The following is an 18,706-nucleotide window of genomic DNA, read 5'->3' as shown; positions in this document are numbered from 1 at the left end:
CCCCCATGCCGTGCTCGGCGCCCGCGCCCTGCGGGGCGGGGTGGGGGGGGGGGCGGGGGGCGCGCCCCCCCCCCCCGCCCCCCCCCCCGCCGCGCGCGCGCGGGGGGGGGGGCGCGGCGGGGGGGGGGGGGCGGGGGTGGGGGCGGGGGCGGTTCGAACCTGCTGCGGGTCTCTGTTCTTGGGTGTGGGCGGGGGGGGGGGGGGGGGGGGGGGGCCGGGGGGCGGGGCGGCCCGCCCCCCGCGCTCTCTCGTGTCGTTACTTCGCGCCGAAGGTGAGGATCAGCTGCGGAGCGGCGTCCGCGGCGGTCGACTCCTTGGACCACAGCCACAGCGGGTCGGTGCCCGTGCTGGTCAGGGCCACGCTGTAGCCGGTGCCGAGCGCCGCGGTGACGGCGGCGGTGTCCAGCTGGGCGCTGTGCAGGGCCGAGCCGTCCGGGATGGCGGCGAAGGAGCCCAGCGGGGTGCCGCCGAGGGCGGGCTTGGTGGTGTACGAGGTGGTGTCGCCGCTCCAGGTGCCGGTGACCGGGACCACGGAGACGGCGTCGACGGTGCCGGCTCCGCTTTGCGTCGAGGTCTTGACCTGCAGGACGGCGGACTTCAGGACCTGCCCGGCCGGCGCGGCCGGCACGTTGAAGCGCAGGTAGGTCTGGTACAGCGGGTTGCCGCGGACGGCGAGCGAGGTGGCGGCGCCGTTGGCGGCGCTCGGGGCGCCCTGGTTGACGTAGGTGTCCTCGGTCGCGGTGACCTTGGAGACCGTGTCGGAGGGGGCCTTCGCCAGGTCGAAGTGGTTCTTGACCTGGGCCTCCGTCAGCACCTTCGGGTAGACGGCCGTCTCGTCGAGCTGGCCGGCGAAGAAGTTGCTGGTGGGGCGGTTCGGCCAGCCGGACAGGTTGTCGCCGCCGACGTGCCAGTAGCCCGCGTACGAGGCGGAGTCCGTGACGTTCAGGGTGCCCTTGTTCTGGCCGTCGACGTACAGCACCATGCCGGACGGGCCCTGGGTGGCGACCACGTGGTGCCACTTGTTGTCGTTGTACGTGTCGAACAGGCCGGTGGTGATGGTCTTCGCCGAGCCGCTGTACACGCCGAACGCCAGACGGCCGGCGTTGGTCATGTAGATGTGCTTGTCGTGCGAACCGCTGCTGCGCGTGGTGTTGTTGCCGAAGCCGACGAGCTTGCCGCCGCGCGTGGTGTTCGTCTTGAACCAGGTCTCGATGGTGTAGGTGTTCGAGACGGTCTGGCGGTGGTCGCTGTGGACCTTCTGGCTGGTGCCGTTGAAGCCCATCGCCGTGCTGGCGCCGCTGATCGCGCCGGGGGTCTGGCGCAGGGCCGGGGCGTTGACCTGGACGCCGCTGGTGTTGCCGCCGTTCGAGGAGTCGGCCACGTAGGGGCTGACGGTGTCGTCGTAGCGCCAGTACAGCTGGGCGCCGTCGGCGCGGACCTGGGCCGGGTAGGCCTGCTGCGCGTTCGGGACGGTCACGGGGGCGGTGGCCGACAGGGCGCTGGTGTTGCCGGCGGCGTCGGTGGCGGTGACCCGGTAGGTGTAGGACTGGCCGGCCTTGACCGTGGTGTCGGTCCAGGAGGCCTGGGGCCGCTCGAACTCCAGGGACTCGGCGGTCATGGTGTGGACCGGGGTGCTGGAGCCGTTGCGGTAGATGCGGTACGTCAGCTTGCTGTCGTCCGCGTCGTAGCTGGTCCGCCAGCGGACCTGGGCCTCGCCGGGCTTGACGCTGTCGGCGCTGGCGACCGGGGTGGTCGGGGCGCCGCGGTCACCGGTGGACGCGAAGCGGGTCAGGGCCTGCTGCTCGGCGCCGTTGACGGTGGTGAACTCACCGCCGACCCACATGTACTTCGTGTCGCCCTTCTCCGCGACGGCCATGACGCGCGGGCCGATGCCCTCGCCGAGGCCGTCGTTGGTGTCGGGGAACCAGCCGAGCTTGCGCGGGCCGCGGACGAAGCCGTCCACGGGGGCGGGGGCGGTGCCGGTGTGGTCCGTCGGCTGGGCCAGCAGGTGGCGGCGCCTGCCGTCGGGGTACTCCAGCTCGGTGGAGCAGTCGTGCGCGTGCGAGGAGCTGTAGAGCACGCCGTCGTACGGCAGGACCCACTGGGTGGCGCCGAGGCAGCGGTCGCGCCACTTCTCGCTGAAGTCGTCCAGGCGCAGGCCGATGCGGCCGTCGAAGACGCCGCCGCCGGAGCCCTCGTTGCCGGTGTAGAAGCCCTTGTCGTCGGTGGCGATCGACTTGACGACCGAGTTCGACGGGATGTTGCCGTAGGTCTTGGCGACCTTGCCGGTGGTGGCGTCCACCACGGCCAGGGCGTGCGTGTTGGAGCCGTTCACCGCGAAGAAGTCGCCGCCGAGCAGCACGTGCTTGCCGTCCGGGGTGAGCGCGACGGCGCGGCCCGGCTCGTCGGCGTTCGCGGTGAAGGGCTTGACCGCACCGGAGGTGGCGTCGACCGCGGCGAACCGCTCGCGGGTCTCGCCCTCGACGGTGTTGAAGTCGCCGGCCGCGTACAGGGTGTCGTCGGAGACGGCGAGGGCCCGCACGGTGGCGGGGAAGCCGGGGTGGAAGGAGGCCTTGGGGGTGCAGCTCTCGATGTCGATCGCGGCGAGGCTGGAGACCGGGGTGCCGTTGACGGCGCCGAAGTAGCCGCCTGCGTAGAGGGTCTTGTTGTCCTTGGAGACGGCCAGGGCCCGCACGGTCGCCGTGCCCTCGCTGACGGTGAACGCCAGCTTGCAGGAGGTGGGATTGCCCGTCGCGGCGTCGAGGGCGGCGAAGTTGACCGCCTCCTGCTCGGCGCCGGAGGCGCCTGCCGGCGGGCGGACCGCGGAGAAGGTGCCGCCGGCGAAGACGGTGCCGTTCGCCTGGGCCATCGCAAAGACGATGCCGTTCGGCTGCCAGGTGGGCAGGCTGTCGGCGGTGAACGCCACCGGCGGCGTGATGGCGGACGCCTGGGGCATCAGCACCAGGCCTATCCCGGTTCCGGCACCGGCCAGTGACAGGACGAGGGCAGCAGTCAGCCCTCTGGATCTACGCATGAGCCCCCCAGGGCAATCGCCCGTTATGGCTGAAATTATCCGAACAGCCGTATGTACGGACGCAGACTAGGACTCACACGAGGGCCTGGTCACCTCACTTGACCGTATGCATACCAAATCGGAACGCAGGGTTCAGCGGCGAGGGCGCAGTGCGGACATACGGAAGAATGGCCCCGGCCAGCGCCGCAGGAACTGCGCCAACGGCCGGGACACGGCAAATCGTAGGGGAAATATAAGGCCTCAGCGGTCGATCCGGACCGTGGCTCCCGCCAGTTGGTCCTCGACCTGACGGATGTCCGCGTCGACCATGATGTGCGCCAGCTCGTCCACCAGGACCGTCGGCTTCCAGCCAAGCAGCTCCTGCGCCTTGGAGGCGTCCCCGATGAGGGCGTCGACCTCGCTGGGGCGCTCGTACTTGGCGTCGTAGCGCACGTGCTCGTTCCAGTCGAGGCCCGCGTGGGCGAAGGAGGCCTCCAGGAACTGGCGCACGGTGGCCGGGACGCCGGTGGCGACGACGTAGTCCGTGGGCTCGTCCTGCTGGAGCATCCGCCACATGGCCTCCACGTACTCGGGGGCGTAGCCCCAGTCGCGGACGGCGTCGAGGTTGCCGAGGTACAGGTGCTCCTGCAGACCGGCCTTGATGCGCGCGACCGCGCGGGTGATCTTGCGGGTCACGAAGGTCTCGCCGCGGCGCGGGGACTCGTGGTTGAACAGGATCCCGTTGACCGCGAACATGTCGTACGCCTCGCGGTAGTTCACCGTCGTCCAGTACGCGAACACCTTGGCGGCGCCGTACGGGCTGCGCGGGTGGAACGGGGTGTCCTCGTTCTGCGGCGGCGGGGTGGAGCCGAACATCTCCGAGGACGAGGCCTGGTATATGCGGGTGTCGACGCCGCTCGCCCGGATCGCCTCCAGCAGCCGCAGCGCGCCGAGTCCGGTCACGTCGCCGGTGTAGAGGGGGGCGTCGAAGGAGACGCGCACGTGCGACTGGGCGCCGAGGTTGTAGACCTCGTCGGGCTTGATCTCCCGGAGCAGGTTCACGAGCGCGACGCCGTCGGAGAGGTCGGCGTGGTGCAGGAAGAAGGACCGGTTGGCGGTGTGCGGGTCCTGGTAGATGTGGTCGATCCGCTCGGTGTTGAAGCTGGAGGACCGCCGCACGAGCCCGTGCACCGTGTAGCCCTTGGAAAGCAGAAGCTCGGAGAGGTAGGAGCCGTCCTGCCCGGTGACACCGGTGATCAGTGCGGTCTTGCCCATGTGGGTCCCCCTGGGGATCGTTTCGGTCTGTATGTGGTGAGGCTGCGACTCGGGGGCCTGCGGCTGCGCCGGCGCCGCCGGCTGCGGCGGCTCCCGGCCGGGTGCCGGCCCGACGGCCCTGCACCAAGGGTTGGATGCGTACCGTACACGGGCCGTCGACGGCGCCGAGCGGCGGTCCGGACCGCCCCCGCACCCCGCGGAGAGCGGACTGGCATCATCGGCGGTATGACAAGTTCGCTGCCGCTCCTGCCCCCGAACGCCCGTGTCTTCGTCGCGGGTCACCGCGGCCTCGTGGGCTCCGCGGTCGCCCGCCGCCTGACCGCCGACGGGCACGAGGTGCTCACCCGGGGCCGTGCCGACCTCGACCTGCGCGACGCCGCCGCGACCGAGGCGTACCTGAAGGACGTCCGACCCGACGCGGTCGTGCTCGCCGCCGCCAAGGTCGGCGGCATCATGGCCAACAGCACGTACCCGGTGCAGTTCCTGGAGGACAACCTCAGGATCCAGCTCGGCGTCATCGGCGGGGCGCACGCCGCCGGCGTCGGTCGACTGCTGTTCCTCGGCTCGTCCTGCATCTACCCCAAGCTGGCCCCGCAGCCCATCACGGAGGACGCGCTGCTGACCGGCCCGCTGGAGCCGACCAACGAGGCGTACGCCCTCGCGAAGATCGCGGGCATCGTCCAGGTCCAGTCGTACCGCAAGCAGTACGGGGCCTCGTACGTCTCGGCGATGCCCACGAACCTCTACGGCCCGGGCGACAACTTCGACCTGGAGTCCTCGCACGTCCTGCCCGCCCTCATCCGGCGCTTCCACGAGGCCGCCGCCGAGGGGCGCGAGGAGGTCACCCTGTGGGGCAGCGGCACCCCGCGCCGCGAGTTCCTGCACGTGGACGATCTGGCGGCCGCCTGTGCGCTGCTGTTGGAGCGTTACGACGGAGACGAGCCGGTCAACATCGGCTGCGGTGCGGACCTGACCATCAAGGCGCTGGCCGAGACGGTCGCCGACGTGACCGGCTTCACGGGCCGGCTGGCGTGGGACACCTCCAAGCCGGACGGGACCCCGCGCAAGCTCCTGGACGTCAGCCGCCTGACCTCGCTGGGCTGGAAGCCGGAGATCGAACTGCGGGACGGCATCGCCGCCACCTACCGGTGGTGGCTGGAGCAGAGCGGGGCCAAGGGCAGTACGCAGAGCTGAGCACACGGGTGCGGCGGCTCCTCAGTACGCTCCGCGGCCGTCGACGACGGCGCGGAGCGTACGGCCCATCACGTCGACGTCACTGGTGAAGGACCAGTTGTCGACGTACTGGAGGTCGAGCTGGATCGTCTCGTCCCAGGAGAGGTCGGACCGGCCGCTGATCTGCCACAGCCCGGTCATGCCCGGCCGCACGGTCAGCCGGCGCAGCTCGACCTCGTCGTAGCGGGCCACCTCCTCCGGCAGCGGCGGGCGCGGCCCGACCAGCGACATCTGCCCGGTCAGCACGTTGAGCAGCTGGGGCAGTTCGTCCAACGAGGTGCGGCGCAGCAGCCGGCCCACGCGGGTCACCCGGGGGTCGCGCCGGATCTTGAACATCAGGCCGTCGTTCTCGTTGGCTCCGGCCAGCTCGGCCTTGAGCCGGTCGGCGTCCACGACCATGGTGCGGAACTTCCACATGGTGAACGGGGCGCCGTCGCGGCCGATGCGCTGCTGGCGGTAGAACGCCGGGCCCCGGGAGCCGAGGCGGATGGCCAGGACGATGGTGAGGAAGAGCGGGGAGAGCAGCAGCAGCCCGAAGGCGGCCCCGGCCCGGTCCAGGACGGACTTGAGCACGGGCTGGACTCCCCGGCTGACGGGCGGTGCGACGCGCAGCACGGCGAGTCCGCCCGCGGACAGGGTCTCCAGGCGCTTCACGGAGACCTCCACCAGGCCCGGGAAGACGGCCAGTTCCAGCCCGGCGTCGTGCAGGGCCCACGCGATGCGGCGCAGCCGCTCCCCCGCGATCCGCGCCCCGGGGGCGACGAGTACGAGGTCCGCGTGGTGGCTGCGGACGGCGCCGAGGACGGCGGAGGCGTCGGCGGTCGGGACCTCGGACGCCCGAGCGTCGAGCCGGCCCGCGACGGGAACGCCGCTGTCGACCGGGCCGTTGCCGACCGGGACCACGCCGACGACGACGTAGGGGTGGTCGGTGCGCGCGGCGAGGTGCGAGATGACGGAGTCCGCCGCGGCCGGCTCCCCTATCACGAGCACCCTGCTGACGGCCTGTGCCTCGCGGCGGGCCGCCGAGAGGTGACGGTAGGTCAACTTGTGGCAGGCCACGGTGATGAGGAGGGCCGGCAGCAGGGCTCCGAGCGCGGCGAGTCGCGGCGTGCTCTCCCCGGTCACCACCCGGGCGACGGCCAGGACACCGATGAGAATCAGCCAGTCGTGGACGACCGGCAGGACACCGCGGGACTCGCCGAGCGCGCGGGCCGCGTACCGGCGGCGCACAGCCTGCACTCCGGTCCACGCAAGAGCGGCCCCAACGGCGCAGTACCCCGGGCGGGCCTGCTGAGCTGCGTCGAAGACGAGGCCCACGGGTACGGCTGCGCCGAGAAGGTCGGCAGAGACTGCGGCGGGCAGGTACCAGCGCGCTTTGTCGCCGATCCGCCTCACTGGCGCAGCGTCAAGCTCCGCCGCCGCTCCGGCCACTCTTTGCGCAGGAAAATGGACATGCCTCATGGGCCCCCCTGGCACGTGGTCATGACACTCGCGCGTGTCCGCGGCTTCCCCAGGCCACGGACATCAGGCGCACCGGGAAACAGTACGACAAACACTCTTAGGACAAGTGCCGAACCCCGGAACAGGGACTCTTGTTGCGCAAGCGTTAGCAAGCGGTATCAGTTGTTCCAGATTTCTGGCGCGTTACGGCCGCACGAGAAGGTGAATGGTCCGGATACCGGATACGTCTCCTCGGTCAACGAACCGTTTCCGGCCAACATTTTGACGCGGCCCTGACATTACAGCGGCCAGGTGGCACTCTTCGATCCGTTCATCGCACCGCCCTGCTCTGCCCGGCGGCCCACCCAGCCGCCCGGACCCCCCTTGCAGAAGGAGTCGCGTTGAGTCCCACCCCCCACAGGCGTGTCACCGCGGCCGGCGCACTCGTCGCCGCTGCCGCGCTGCTCGCCGTCGGCATCCAGGCCGGCACCGCGTCCGCCGAGGCCACCGCCTCCCAGGGCAGCACCTCCGCGAAGTCCCACCCGGGGGCCGCCCCGCTCCAGCTCAGCCCCTCCGAGCGTGCGACGCTCATCGCCGACGCCAACTCGACCACCGTCCAGGCGGCGAAGGCGCTCGGCCTCGGCGGGCAGGAGAAGCTGATCGTCCGCGACGTCGTCAAGGACGCCGACGGCACCACGCACACCACGTACGAGCGCACCTACGCCGGACTCCCCGTGCTCGGCGGCGACCTGACGGTCCACGCCAAGGGCGGTGTCACCAAGAGCGTCACCAAGGCCACCCAGCACGAGATCAAGGTCGCCGACACCGACGCCGCGGTCACCCCGGCGGCCGCCGAGGGCCAGGCCCTCTCCGCGGCGAAGGACGCCGGCTCCCAGGAGGCCAAGCCCTCCAAGAACGCCCGCAAGGTGATCTGGGCCGCCGAGGGCGCGCCCGTCCTCGCCTACGAGACCGTCATCGGCGGCCTCCAGCACGACGGCACCCCCAACGAACTGCACGTGGTCACCAACGCCAAGACCGGCGCGAAGATCACCGAGTGGCAGGCCGTCGAGACCGGCACCGGCAACACCATGTACAGCGGCCAGGTCAACCTCGGCACCTCGCAGTCGGGCAGCAACTACACGCTGACCGACGCGGTCCGCGGCAGCCACAAGACGTACAACCTCAACCGGGGCACCTCCGGCACCGGCACCCTCTTCTCCGGACCGGACGACGTCTGGGGCAACGGCCAGCCCTCCAACATGGAGACGGCCGGTGCCGACGCGCACTACGGCGCCGCGGTCACGTGGGACTACTACAAGAACGTCCACGGCCGCAACGGCCTGCGCAACGACGGCGTCGCCCCGTACAGCCGCGTCCACTACGGCAACAACTACGTCAACGCGTTCTGGAGCGACTCCTGCTTCTGCATGACGTACGGCGACGGCGAGGGCAACGCCAAGCCCCTCACCTCCACCGACGTGGCCGCGCACGAGATGACCCACGGCCTGACCTCGGTCACCGGCAACATGACCTACAGCGGTGAGCCCGGCGGCCTCAACGAGGCCACCTCGGACATCATGGCGGCCGCGGTCGAGTTCTACGCCAACAACCCGAGCGACGTGGGCGACTACCTCGTCGGCGAGAAGATCGACATCAACGGCGACGGCACCCCGCTGCGCTACATGGACAAGCCGAGCAAGGACGGCTCGTCCAAGGACGCCTGGTACTCGGGCCTCGGCAGCATCGACGTGCACTACTCCTCGGGCCCGGCCAACCACTGGTACTACCTGGCCTCCGAGGGCTCCGGCGCCAAGGTCATCAACGGCGTGAGCTACGACTCGCCGACGTCCGACGGCCTCCCGGTCACGCCCATCGGCCGCGACGCCGCCTCGAAGATCTGGTTCCGCGCGCTGACCGTCGGCTACTTCAAGTCGAACACCAACTACGCGGCCGCCCGTACGGCGACCCTCCAGGCCGCTGCCGACCTCTACGGCGCCGGCTCGGCCACGTACAACAACACGGCCAACGCGTGGGCGGCCATCAACGTCGGCCCCCGCATCAACGACGGCGTCACGGTCACCCAGATCCCGAACCAGAACACCGTCATCAACACCGCGGTCAGCCTCCAGGTCCAGGCGACCAGCACCAACCCGGGCGCCCTGAGCTACGCGGCGACCGGCCTGCCGGCCGGCCTGTCGATCAACTCCTCGACCGGTCTGATCTCCGGTACGGCGACCACCGCGGGCACGTCCAACGTGACGGTGACGGTGACCGACTCCGCCAGCAAGTCGGGCACGGCCTCCTTCACCTGGACCGTCGGCACCGGCCAGCAGAACGTCTTCGAGAACACGAACGACTACCAGATCGCGGACAACGCGACCGTCGAGTCCCCGATCACGGTGACCCGCACGGGCAACGCGCCGAGCACCCTCAAGGTGGACGTGAACATCGTCCACACCTACGTCGGTGACCTCCGCGTCGACCTCGTCGCCCCCGACGGCAGCGTGTACAACCTGCGCAACCGCTCGGGCGGCAGCGCGGACAACATCGTCCAGAGCTTCACCGTGAACGCCTCCTCCGAGGCCGCGAACGGTGTCTGGAAGCTCCGCGTGGCGGACCTCGCCAGCCTCGACACCGGTTACATCAACAGCTGGAAGCTGACCTTCTGACCTCTCGGGGCAGAGTGAGGCACGACGGCTGACACAGCACGGGGCCGTCCGGGAGAGACCCTCCCGGACGGCCCTGTTCCATGCTGCGGGGCCGGCCGGGCGGGCCGGCTCCCCGGTGTCAGGGGATGTTGCGGAAGACGGCGTCGAACGTGTCCGGCGCCTCCCCGCGGTGCTCCTCCCGCCGGTCGTGCCGCATGTCGTGCGGACCCTGCTCCTCCATCTCCTGCTGCCCCGGCATCCCCTGCTGCTCCTCCTGCGGAGCCTGCTCTTCCTGCGGAGCCTGCGGCTCCTGGGGCTCCTGGGGCTTCTGCTCCTCCTGGGGCTGCTGCTCGTCCTGGGGCTGCTGCGGCTCCGCCGGGGCCTGCTCCTCCTGGCGCTGCTCCTCCTGGCGCTGCTCCTCCTGCCGCTGCTCCTCCTGCCGCTGCTCCTCCTGACGCTGCTGCTCCTCCGCCGCGGCCGGCCCGTCCTGCGGCTCGGGCCCGTCCTTCTTCGGGAGCGCGGAGGCCGTCTGCATCCCGCCCATGACGGCGTGTTCGGGGCGGCTGCTGCTGTCCAAGCGGTCGCGGTCGTCGTCGAAGCGGCTCTCGCCGAACGGGTCGCGCTTGTCGTCCTTGTCCACGTGGACCGGGGTGAAGACCACCGAGCGGGCCTCGACGTCGTAGACGATGTCCTTCGGCTCCAGCGTCCGCTCCGGGCGGCCGTTGCAGCCGTCTTCCGAGAAGATCGTGGCCCGCGACTTGGTGTCGTTGCGCACGGCAGTGGCCGGGTCGCGGCGCGAAGTGCCGGTCAGCTCGTAGCAGGTGTCGTTGTCGGCCGGGCGGATCTGCCGGCGCTCGCCGTCGACGATGTAGTCCAGCCTGCCGATGTTGGGCCGGTCGTCGAAGTCGTCGGCCATCGACGGCCCGGCCAGCGGCACGGCGAGGGCGAAGGCTCCGAGGAACGCTACGGCAGCGGTACGAAGGCGCATGGGAACGCAGTCCGTTCTGTGGGGGCTGGATGCCGGTCCGGTGGCATCCAGCGGGCAGCGTAGGAGCGTTGCCCACTGCCGAAACGGTTCGGCATGCGCGGCGTGCTGGCAGGTTCACCCGCCCGGCACGCCCCGCCACCCCCATCCGGCAGGCGCCGGGGCCCTCGGCGGGCGCTGCGTCCACCGCCCCGCCGCGCCTGTGGGCCCTCGTCCCCCGCCCGTCGCCCCGGTCCTGACCGACACCGCTCATCCGGCACCCCGTACCCGTAGCCGTAGCCGTGCCGCGGAACGGAGCGGGGCGGGCGGCCGGTGGAAGCGCCGCCCGCCCCTTGCCGAGGGGGCCACCCGTGGCCCCGCTACCGCAGCAGTACGCCGCCCTGCGGGCCGCCCTCACCGCCCGCGTCGGTGTCCACGGGGGCGGCGACCAGCCCCAGTTCGGCCGGCGAGGCCAGCATCGGGTGCGCGGGGAGGATCCGCACGGTGTAGCCGTAGGGCCCGGTGCGGTCGAGGGCGAGCGGGCCCTCGTACACCCACCGTCCCTCCAGGTCCGGCCCGGCGACCGGCTTGAGGGGGAAGGACCGCCCGTCACGGATCACGTCCTGCGGGTCCACCCGACCGGCGACGGCCTGCACTTCCACGTCCTCGGGGACGAGGGCGTCCAGCGTGACCAGCACGCGCAGGGTGAGGGTGGCCCCCAGTTCGGCGGTGCCGTTCACGGGAGCCGCGGCGAGCGCCTCCACGTGCTCGACGGCGACCTTGGGCCAGGCGGCCCGGACGCGCCCCTTCCACCAGGCGAGGTCGCGGGCCGCGGCGGCGTCCAGTGCCCGGTGGGCGCGGGCGGCCGGCGTGTACAGCCGCTCCACGTACTCCCGGACCATGCGCCCGGCAAGGACCTTGGGGCCCAGGGAGACGAGGGTGCGGCGGACCATCTCGATCCACCGCACCGGCAGTCCGCTGCGGTCCGCGCGGTCGTAGAAGCGGGGCGCGACCCGCTCCTCGATCAGCTCGTAGAGGCCGGCCGCCTCCAGGTCGTCGCGCCGGTCCTCGTCGGCGCCGAGCCCGTCGGCCGTCGGGATGGCCCAACCGAAGTCGGGTTCGAACCATTCGTCCCACCAGCCGTCCCGCACGGACAGGTTGAGGCAGCCGTTGAGCGCGGCCTTCATCCCGCTGGTGCCGCAGGCCTCCAGGGGGCGCAGGGGGTTGTTCAACCAGACGTCGCAGCCCGGGTAGAGCTTCTGTGCCATGCCCATGCCGTAGTCGGGCAGGAACACGAGCCGGTGGCGTACGCGCGGGTCGTCGGAGAACCGGACCAGCTCCTGCACGAGCCGCTTGCCGCCGTCGTCCGCGGGGTGGGCCTTGCCGGCGACGACGATCTGCACCGGCCGGTCGGGGTGCAGGAGCAGCCGGCGCAGCCGCTCGGGGTCGCGCAGCATCAGCGTGAGCCGCTTGTACGAGGGGACGCGCCGGGCGAAGCCGATGGTGAGGACGTCCGGGTCGAGCACGGAGTCCACCCAGCCGAGTTCGGCGTCGGCGGCCCCGCGCTGCCGCCAGGACGCCCGCAGCCGTTCGCGGACCTCCAGCACCAGCTGCTCGCGCAGACCCCGCCGCAGGTCCCAGACGTCCTGGTCGGCGATGTCGGCGACGGCGTCCCAGCGCTGGGAGCCGCCCACCGAGAGGGCGTCCTCGGTGCGACCGGCGCCGATCTGGCGGGCCCCGAGCCGGACCACCTCGGGGGCGACCCAGGTCGGGGCGTGCACCCCGTTGGTCACGGAGGTGATGGGTACGTCGGCCGGGTCGAAGCCCGGCCACAGCCCGGCGAACATGCCGCGACTGACGGACCCGTGCAGGGTCGAGACGCCGTTGGCGCGCTGGGCCAGGCGCAGCCCCATCACCGCCATGTTGAACACCCCGGGGTCGCCCCCCGGGTAGGACTCGGCGCCCAGGTCGAGGATCCGCTCGACCGGTACGCCGTCCAGCTCGCCGCCGGGGCCGAAGTGGCGGGCGACCAGGGCGCGGTCGAAGCGGTCGATGCCGGCGGGCACGGGGGTGTGGGTGGTGAACACGGTTCCGGCGCGGACCGCCTCCAGGGCGGCGTCGAAGCCGAGGTCGAGCTCGCCGTCGAGTTCCCTTATGCGTTCGAGGCCGAGGAAGCCGGCGTGTCCCTCGTTCGTGTGGAACACCTCGGGGGAGGGGTGCCCGGTGAGCGCGCAGTACGTCCGTACCGCGCGGACGCCGCCGATGCCGAGGAGCATCTCCTGGAGCAGCCGGTGGTCGCTGCCGCCGCCGTAGAGCCGGTCGGTCACCTCGCGGGCCCCGCAGTCGTTGTCCTCGACGTCCGAGTCGAGGAGCAGGAGCGGGACCCGGCCGACGCGGGCCTGCCAGATGTGCGCGTGCAGGGCGCGGCCGCCGGGCAGGCAGAGGGTGACGCGGGCCGGGGCCCCGTCGGCGTCCCGCAGCAGGGACAGGGGCAGTTCGTTGGGATCGAGGACGGGGTAGTGCTCCTGCTGCCAGCCGTCCCGGGACAGGGACTGGCGGAAGTAGCCGTGCCGGTACAGCAGCCCCACGCCGATGAGGGGGACGCCGAGGTCACTGGCGGCCTTGAGGTGGTCCCCGGCGAGGATGCCGAGGCCGCCCGAGTACTGGGGCAGGGCGGCGGTGATCCCGAACTCGGGCGAGAAGTAGGCGATGGCGGCGGGGAGGTCGGTCCCGCCGTCGTGGGTCTGGTACCACCTGGCGCCGTGGACGTAGTCGTCGAGGTCGGCGGCGGCGACGGCGAGCCGGCGCAGGAAGCGCCGGTCGCCGGCCAGTTCTTGCAGGCGGGCGGCGGATGCGGAGCCGAGCAGGCGGACGGGGTCGCCCCCGGCGGCCTGCCAGCCCTCGGGGTCGACGGATTGGAAGAGCTCGCGGGTCTCCGTGTGCCACGACCAGCGCAGGTTGCGCGCGAGGTCGGCGAGCGGCAGCAGCGGTTCGGGGAGTACGGGGCGTACGGTGAATCGACGAATTGCCTTCACGCGTTCCACCTTCGCAGGCAAGTGCGGATCGGAGCGGCCGCACCACGCTGTGCGACCGCGCAACACCCCGGGAAGGCTATCCCCGCCCCGCCGGAACCTGCCACGGCGCCTCCGCGGCGCGCCCGTACGCCCCGGGCGCCCCGCCCACCGCGCGCGGCCGGCCGGGGGTCGCCGGCGGGCGGAGTGCGGCCCGCCGCGACCGGCTTGCGACGGCAGGCCGGCGACGGTGGCGGTGGGTCGGGGGGCGACGGGCTCGGAGGCGGGGGCGGGCCTGCCGGTGGAGCGGGTCGGCGAGCCGCTCGGCCGGGTCCGGGTGGGCTGGTCCGGGGTGGGCCGGGTCCGGGTGGGCGGCGGACGCGCGCGTCGGCGACGGCGCCGGCGACGGCACCGGAGTCGGCGCCGCTGCACGTACCGCTGCCGCTCTGTCGGTCGGGCCGAGCAGGGGCCGCCCGCGTCAGCGGCCCGCGTCACCGCCCGCGTCACCGGCCGGGGGGGGCGGCGCCGCGGTGGCGGCCCGGTGATCGGCGTCGCGGTCAACAGGGTGACGTACTCAATCGGGTTGGTCGGGATCGCTTGGACCGGCGTCACCTTGACCGGCTGCGCGGTGAACGGCCCCGCTGCCGGCGGCGTTCGAGGCCGTGCTCCTGAACGAGCGGGTGACGGACGTGTGCAGACGCTCCGCGGTGCGCGCTCGCCAAGTCCTGGCCGGCACTTCGGGCAACGCGCACCGGCCCCCCGAATCGGCCGGTCAGGCGCGGTGTCGCCGCCGTCCGCGGGGGCCTGTTCACAACGGCGGGAATGCATCGCCTGCGTGCGCCTTTCCGGCCGTCGTACTCCTGCCCGGTTGGGGGCGGTTCGGTGCGTTCGCCCACTCACCGGACGTACTCAAGTGACCAATGTGGCAGGGGAGTTGGAGGGTACATCCAGTAGTCCACACCGACTTGACGGAGCCTCGGCGGAAGCCCGGCCTCTTCTTGGTCCGTGCGACGCCACTACGTACGAGTAGTTAACCGAGCACGCGGATTGGGTCGGGCAAGAGTGGGAAGGGCTCCCCGCGTACCTGCACGGCACACCTCGCCCACCCCTCTCCCGCCACCCGAGTGAACGCGGACAGGAGCGGCCATGCCCGCAGCCCAGCCGTCCTCCGAGCGGCTAGAAACAGAGCCAACAGAGCGTGCACTACCCGCCGGCCTCCCGGCCGGCCCGTTGTCACCGAGCCCTGCGAACTGCCCCCAGGTGATCCCATCATGATCGGTCGTATTCCCGTGCTGGACGTCCTGCCCGCCACCGACTGCGGGACCAGACCCGCCAAGGCGGTGGTGGACGAGGTCTTCGAGGTCTCCGCCACCGTGTTCCGCGAGGGCCACGACGCGGTCGCCGCGCAGGTCCTCCTCCGCGACCCGAAGGGGCGGGTGCGGCCCGCCGTGCCGATGCGCGAGCTCGCGCCCGGGACCGACCGGTGGGGCGCCCGGGTGGCCGCCGACACCGAGGGCCGGTGGACGTACACGGTGGAGGCGTGGAGCGACCCGCTGGCCACGTGGCGGGCCCGCGCGGCGGTGAAGATCCCCGCCGGGATCGACCCGGGGCTCACCCTGCTGGAGGGTGCCGAGCTCTACGAGCGGGCCGCCGCCAAGATCCTCAAGCGGGACGGCCGCGAGCACGTGCTGGCCGCCGCCGCAGCAATGCGCGACGAGGACCGCCCCGTCGACGAGCGGTACGCCGCCTCCCGCGAACCCCGGGCGCAGGCAGCGCTGGCCCGGCGTCCGTTCCGGGAGCTGGTGACCGCCGTGAAGGCCCAACCGCTGCTGGTGGAGCGCAAGCGGGCCCTGTTCGGCTCCTGGTACGAGATGTTCCCGCGGTCCGAGGGGGCCGTGGTCGAGCCGGGCGCGAAGCCGGTGAGCGGCACGTTCCGGACGGCTGCCGAACGGCTGCCCGCCATCGCCGCGATGGGCTTCGACGTGGTGTACCTGCCGCCCATCCACCCCATCGGGACCACCTTCCGCAAGGGCCCGAACAACACGTTGTCCGCGGCGAGTTGGGACCCCGGCGTGCCGTGGGCCATCGGATCCCCGGAGGGCGGCCACGACGCCGTGCACCCGGACCTGGGGACGCTGGAGGACTTCGACGCGTTCGTCGAGCGGGCCCGCGGGCTGAACCTGGAGATCGCGCTGGACTTCGCCCTCCAGTGCTCCCCCGACCACCCGTGGGTGGAGAAGCACCCGGAGTGGTTCAGCCACCGCCCCGACGGGACGATCGCGTACGCCGAGAACCCGCCGAAGAAGTACCAGGACATCTTCCCGATCCACTTCGACACCGACATGGCCGGCATCGTCGAGGAGACGGTACGGGTCCTGCGCCACTGGATGGACCACGGCGTCCGCATCTTCCGGGTCGACAATCCGCACACCAAGCCGGTCGTGTTCTGGCAGAAGGTGATCGCGGACATCAACAAGACCGATCCCGATGTGATCTTCCTGGCGGAGGCCTTCACCCGTCCCGCGATGATGCGCACCCTCGCCGCCATCGGCTTCCAGCAGTCGTACACGTACTTCACCTGGCGCAACACCAAGGCGGAGCTCACCGAGTACCTCACCGAGCTGTCCGGCACCCGGTCCGCCTCCGTCATGCGGCCGAACTTCTTCGTGAACACCCCGGACATCCTCCACGCCTACCTGCAGCAGGGCGGCCGTCCCGCCTTCGAGGTGCGTGCCGTGCTCGCCGCCACCCTCTCCCCCACCTGGGGCGTCTACGCCGGGTACGAGCTGTGCGAGAACACCCCGGTCCGGGAGGGCAGCGAGGAGTACCTGCACTCGGAGAAGTACGAGCTGCGCCCGCGCGACTGGGCCGCCGCCGAGCGCGAGGGCCGCTCCATCGCCCCGCTGATCACCACGCTCAACCGGCTGCGCCGCCGCAACCCCGCACTGCAGCAGCTGCGCGACATCCACTTCCACTCGACCGACAACGACCAGGTGATCGCCTATTCGAAGCGTGCGGGCGCCAATTCCGTACTGGTGGTCGTCAACCTCGATCCGCACCACACCCAGGAGGCGACGGTCTCGTTGGACATGCCGGTACTCGGCCTCGACTGGCACGGGTCCCTCGCGGTGCGCGACGAGCTCACCGGCGAGACCTATCACTGGGGCAGGGCGAACTACGTGCGCCTAGAGCCGGGTCGCACGCCCGCGCACGTTCTCACCGCTCTGCGACCGTCCCCGCCCACCGGAGGGTCACCCACCACATGATGATCAACGATCCCGTCCCCGACACCTTCGAGGACACCCCCGCCCAGGACCGCGACCCCGACTGGTTCAAGCGGGCGGTCTTCTACGAGGTCCTCGTACGCTCCTTCCACGACAGCAACGGCGACGGAGTGGGCGACCTGAAGGGGCTCACCGCCAAGCTGGACTACCTCCAGTGGCTCGGCGTGGACTGCCTGTGGCTGCCGCCGTTCTTCGCCTCGCCGCTGCGTGACGGCGGCTACGACGTCTCCGACTACACGTCCGTCCTGCCCGAGTTCGGCGACCTCGCCGACTTCGTGGAGTTCGTGGACAACGCGCACCAGCGCGGCATGCGGGTGATCATCGACTTCGTCATGAACCACACGAGCGACCAGCACGAGTGGTTCCAGCAGTCCCGCAAGGACCCGGAGGGGCCGTACGGCGACTACTACATGTGGGCCGACAACGACAAGCAGTACCAGGACGCCCGCATCATCTTCGTCGACACCGAAACCTCGAACTGGACGTACGACCCCGTCCGCAAGCAGTACTACTGGCACCGCTTCTTCTCGCACCAGCCGGACCTCAACTACGAGAACCCGGCGGTGCAGGAGGAGATCATGTCGGCGCTGCGGTTCTGGCTGGACCTCGGCATCGACGGCTTCCGCCTCGACGCCGTGCCGTACCTGTTCGCCGAGGACGGCACCAACTGCGAGAACCTCCCGGCCACCCACCGGTTCCTCAAGCGGGTCCGGACGGAGATCGACGCCCACTACCCGGACCGGGTGCTGCTCGCCGAGGCCAACCAGTGGCCCGAGGACGTCGTCGACTACTTCGGGGACTACGCAGCCGGCGGGGACGAATGCCACATGGCGTTCCACTTCCCGGTCATGCCGCGCATCTTCATGGCGGTGCGAAGAGAATCCCGCTACCCGGTCTCCGAGATCCTCGCCAAGACCCCGCCGATCCCCGAGCGCTGCCAGTGGGGCATCTTCCTGCGCAACCACGACGAGCTCACCCTCGAAATGGTCACGGACGAAGAGCGCGACTACATGTACGCCGAGTACGCCAAGGACCCGCGGATGCGGGCCAACATCGGCATCCGGCGCCGGCTCGCCCCGCTCCTCGACAACGACCGCAACCAGATGGAGCTGTTCACCGCGCTCCTGCTGTCCCTGCCCGGCTCGCCCGTCCTCTACTACGGCGACGAGATCGGGATGGGCGACAACATCTGGCTGGGCGACCGCGACGGCGTGCGCACGCCCATGCAGTGGACCCCGGACCGCAACGCCGGGTTCTCCTCCTGCGATCCGGGCCGGCTGAACCTGCCGGTCATCATGGACCCGGTCTACGGGTACCGGGTCACCAACGTCGAGGCCGCGATGTCCTCGCCCTCCTCGCTGCTGCACTGGACGCGCCGGCTCATCGAGGTCCGCAAGGCCAACCCGGCCTTCGGCCTCGGCTCGTACACCGAACTGCCGTCCACCAACCCGGCGGTGCTCGCCTTCCTCCGCGAGTACGGCGACGACCTGGTGCTGTGCGTGCACAACTTCTCGCGCTTCGCCCAGCCCACCGAGCTCGACCTGCGGTCGTTCAACGGGCGCGTGCCGGTGGAACTCACCGGTGACGTGCGCTTCCCGCCGATCGGCGAGTGGCCCTACCTGCTCACCCTCGCCGGGCACGGCTTCTACTGGTTCCGCCTGCGGCGCGAGTAGGACCGCTTCCCGGCAGGTCCGGCCTGCCCGGCCTCCCCGCACCCGGGGAGGCCGGGCCGGAGCGCCACGGGGACGACACCGAACGGGTCCTGTGCCCGCCCCCGTACGCACCTCCGCACCGGGCGCCACCACCCCGCACCACCCTGACCCGACTCCACCCATCAC

At 71.5% G+C, this 18,706-nt stretch carries 9 protein-coding genes; 4 read left to right on the top strand and 5 right to left on the bottom strand.

Features of this window, described 5'->3' with window-relative positions; all coding sequences use genetic code 11:
- Window positions 1-256: 256 nt before the first annotated feature.
- Window positions 257-3,034 carry a LamG-like jellyroll fold domain-containing protein gene (locus tag ACFVGY_RS34035; protein WP_385685213.1) on the bottom strand — a complete coding sequence of 926 codons (2,778 nt, stop codon included), beginning with the start codon at window positions 3,032-3,034 and terminating at the stop codon, window positions 257-259.
- A gap of 240 nt (window positions 3,035-3,274) precedes the next feature.
- Entirely contained in the window at window positions 3,275-4,288 is a 1,014-nt protein-coding gene (gmd, locus tag ACFVGY_RS34030; RefSeq protein WP_385685211.1) for a GDP-mannose 4,6-dehydratase, read from the bottom strand.
- A gap of 225 nt (window positions 4,289-4,513) precedes the next feature.
- On the opposite strand from gmd, the gene ACFVGY_RS34025 reads away from it, so the two are divergent.
- Window positions 4,514-5,482: a GDP-L-fucose synthase family protein gene (locus ACFVGY_RS34025; protein WP_385685208.1), complete on the top strand. Its 969-nt coding sequence runs from the start codon at window positions 4,514-4,516 to the stop codon at window positions 5,480-5,482.
- A gap of 21 nt (window positions 5,483-5,503) precedes the next feature.
- Here the strand turns inward: ACFVGY_RS34025 and ACFVGY_RS34020 are convergent, their stop codons facing one another.
- A complete protein-coding gene (locus ACFVGY_RS34020; RefSeq protein WP_385685205.1) occupies window positions 5,504-6,982 on the bottom strand; it encodes a sugar transferase in 1,479 nt (492 codons plus the stop codon).
- Window positions 6,983-7,362: 380 nt separating this feature from the next.
- On the opposite strand from ACFVGY_RS34020, the gene ACFVGY_RS34015 reads away from it, so the two are divergent.
- Window positions 7,363-9,630: a M4 family metallopeptidase gene (locus tag ACFVGY_RS34015; RefSeq protein WP_385685202.1), complete on the top strand. Its 2,268-nt coding sequence runs from the start codon at window positions 7,363-7,365 to the stop codon at window positions 9,628-9,630.
- 118 nt (window positions 9,631-9,748) lie between these two features.
- On the opposite strand, the gene ACFVGY_RS34010 is transcribed toward ACFVGY_RS34015, so the two are convergent.
- Window positions 9,749-10,597 (bottom strand): hypothetical protein, encoded by an 849-nt coding sequence (locus ACFVGY_RS34010; protein ID WP_385685199.1) that lies wholly within the window; start codon window positions 10,595-10,597, stop codon window positions 9,749-9,751.
- A 356-nt stretch (window positions 10,598-10,953) separates the two neighbouring features.
- A complete protein-coding gene (glgP, locus tag ACFVGY_RS34005; RefSeq protein ID WP_385685196.1) occupies window positions 10,954-13,608 on the bottom strand; it encodes an alpha-glucan family phosphorylase in 2,655 nt (884 codons plus the stop codon).
- A 1,247-nt stretch (window positions 13,609-14,855) separates the two neighbouring features.
- On the opposite strand from glgP, the gene ACFVGY_RS34000 reads away from it, so the two are divergent.
- Window positions 14,856-16,850 (top strand): maltotransferase domain-containing protein, encoded by a 1,995-nt coding sequence (locus ACFVGY_RS34000; RefSeq protein WP_385685194.1) that lies wholly within the window; start codon window positions 14,856-14,858, stop codon window positions 16,848-16,850.
- Window positions 16,847-18,541, top strand: coding sequence for a maltose alpha-D-glucosyltransferase (gene treS, locus ACFVGY_RS33995; RefSeq protein WP_385685191.1), 1,695 nt, complete (start codon window positions 16,847-16,849; stop codon window positions 18,539-18,541). Before ACFVGY_RS34000 ends, treS begins: the two co-directional genes overlap by 4 nt.
- Window positions 18,542-18,706 lie beyond the last annotated feature (165 nt).

It is taken from the genome of Streptomyces sp. NPDC127106, from assembly GCF_042677605.1.
Lineage (GTDB): Bacteria > Actinomycetota > Actinomycetes > Streptomycetales > Streptomycetaceae > Streptomyces.
Note: the sequence above shows the minus strand (reverse complement) of the source record. Positions and strands in the feature narration are given on the sequence as shown.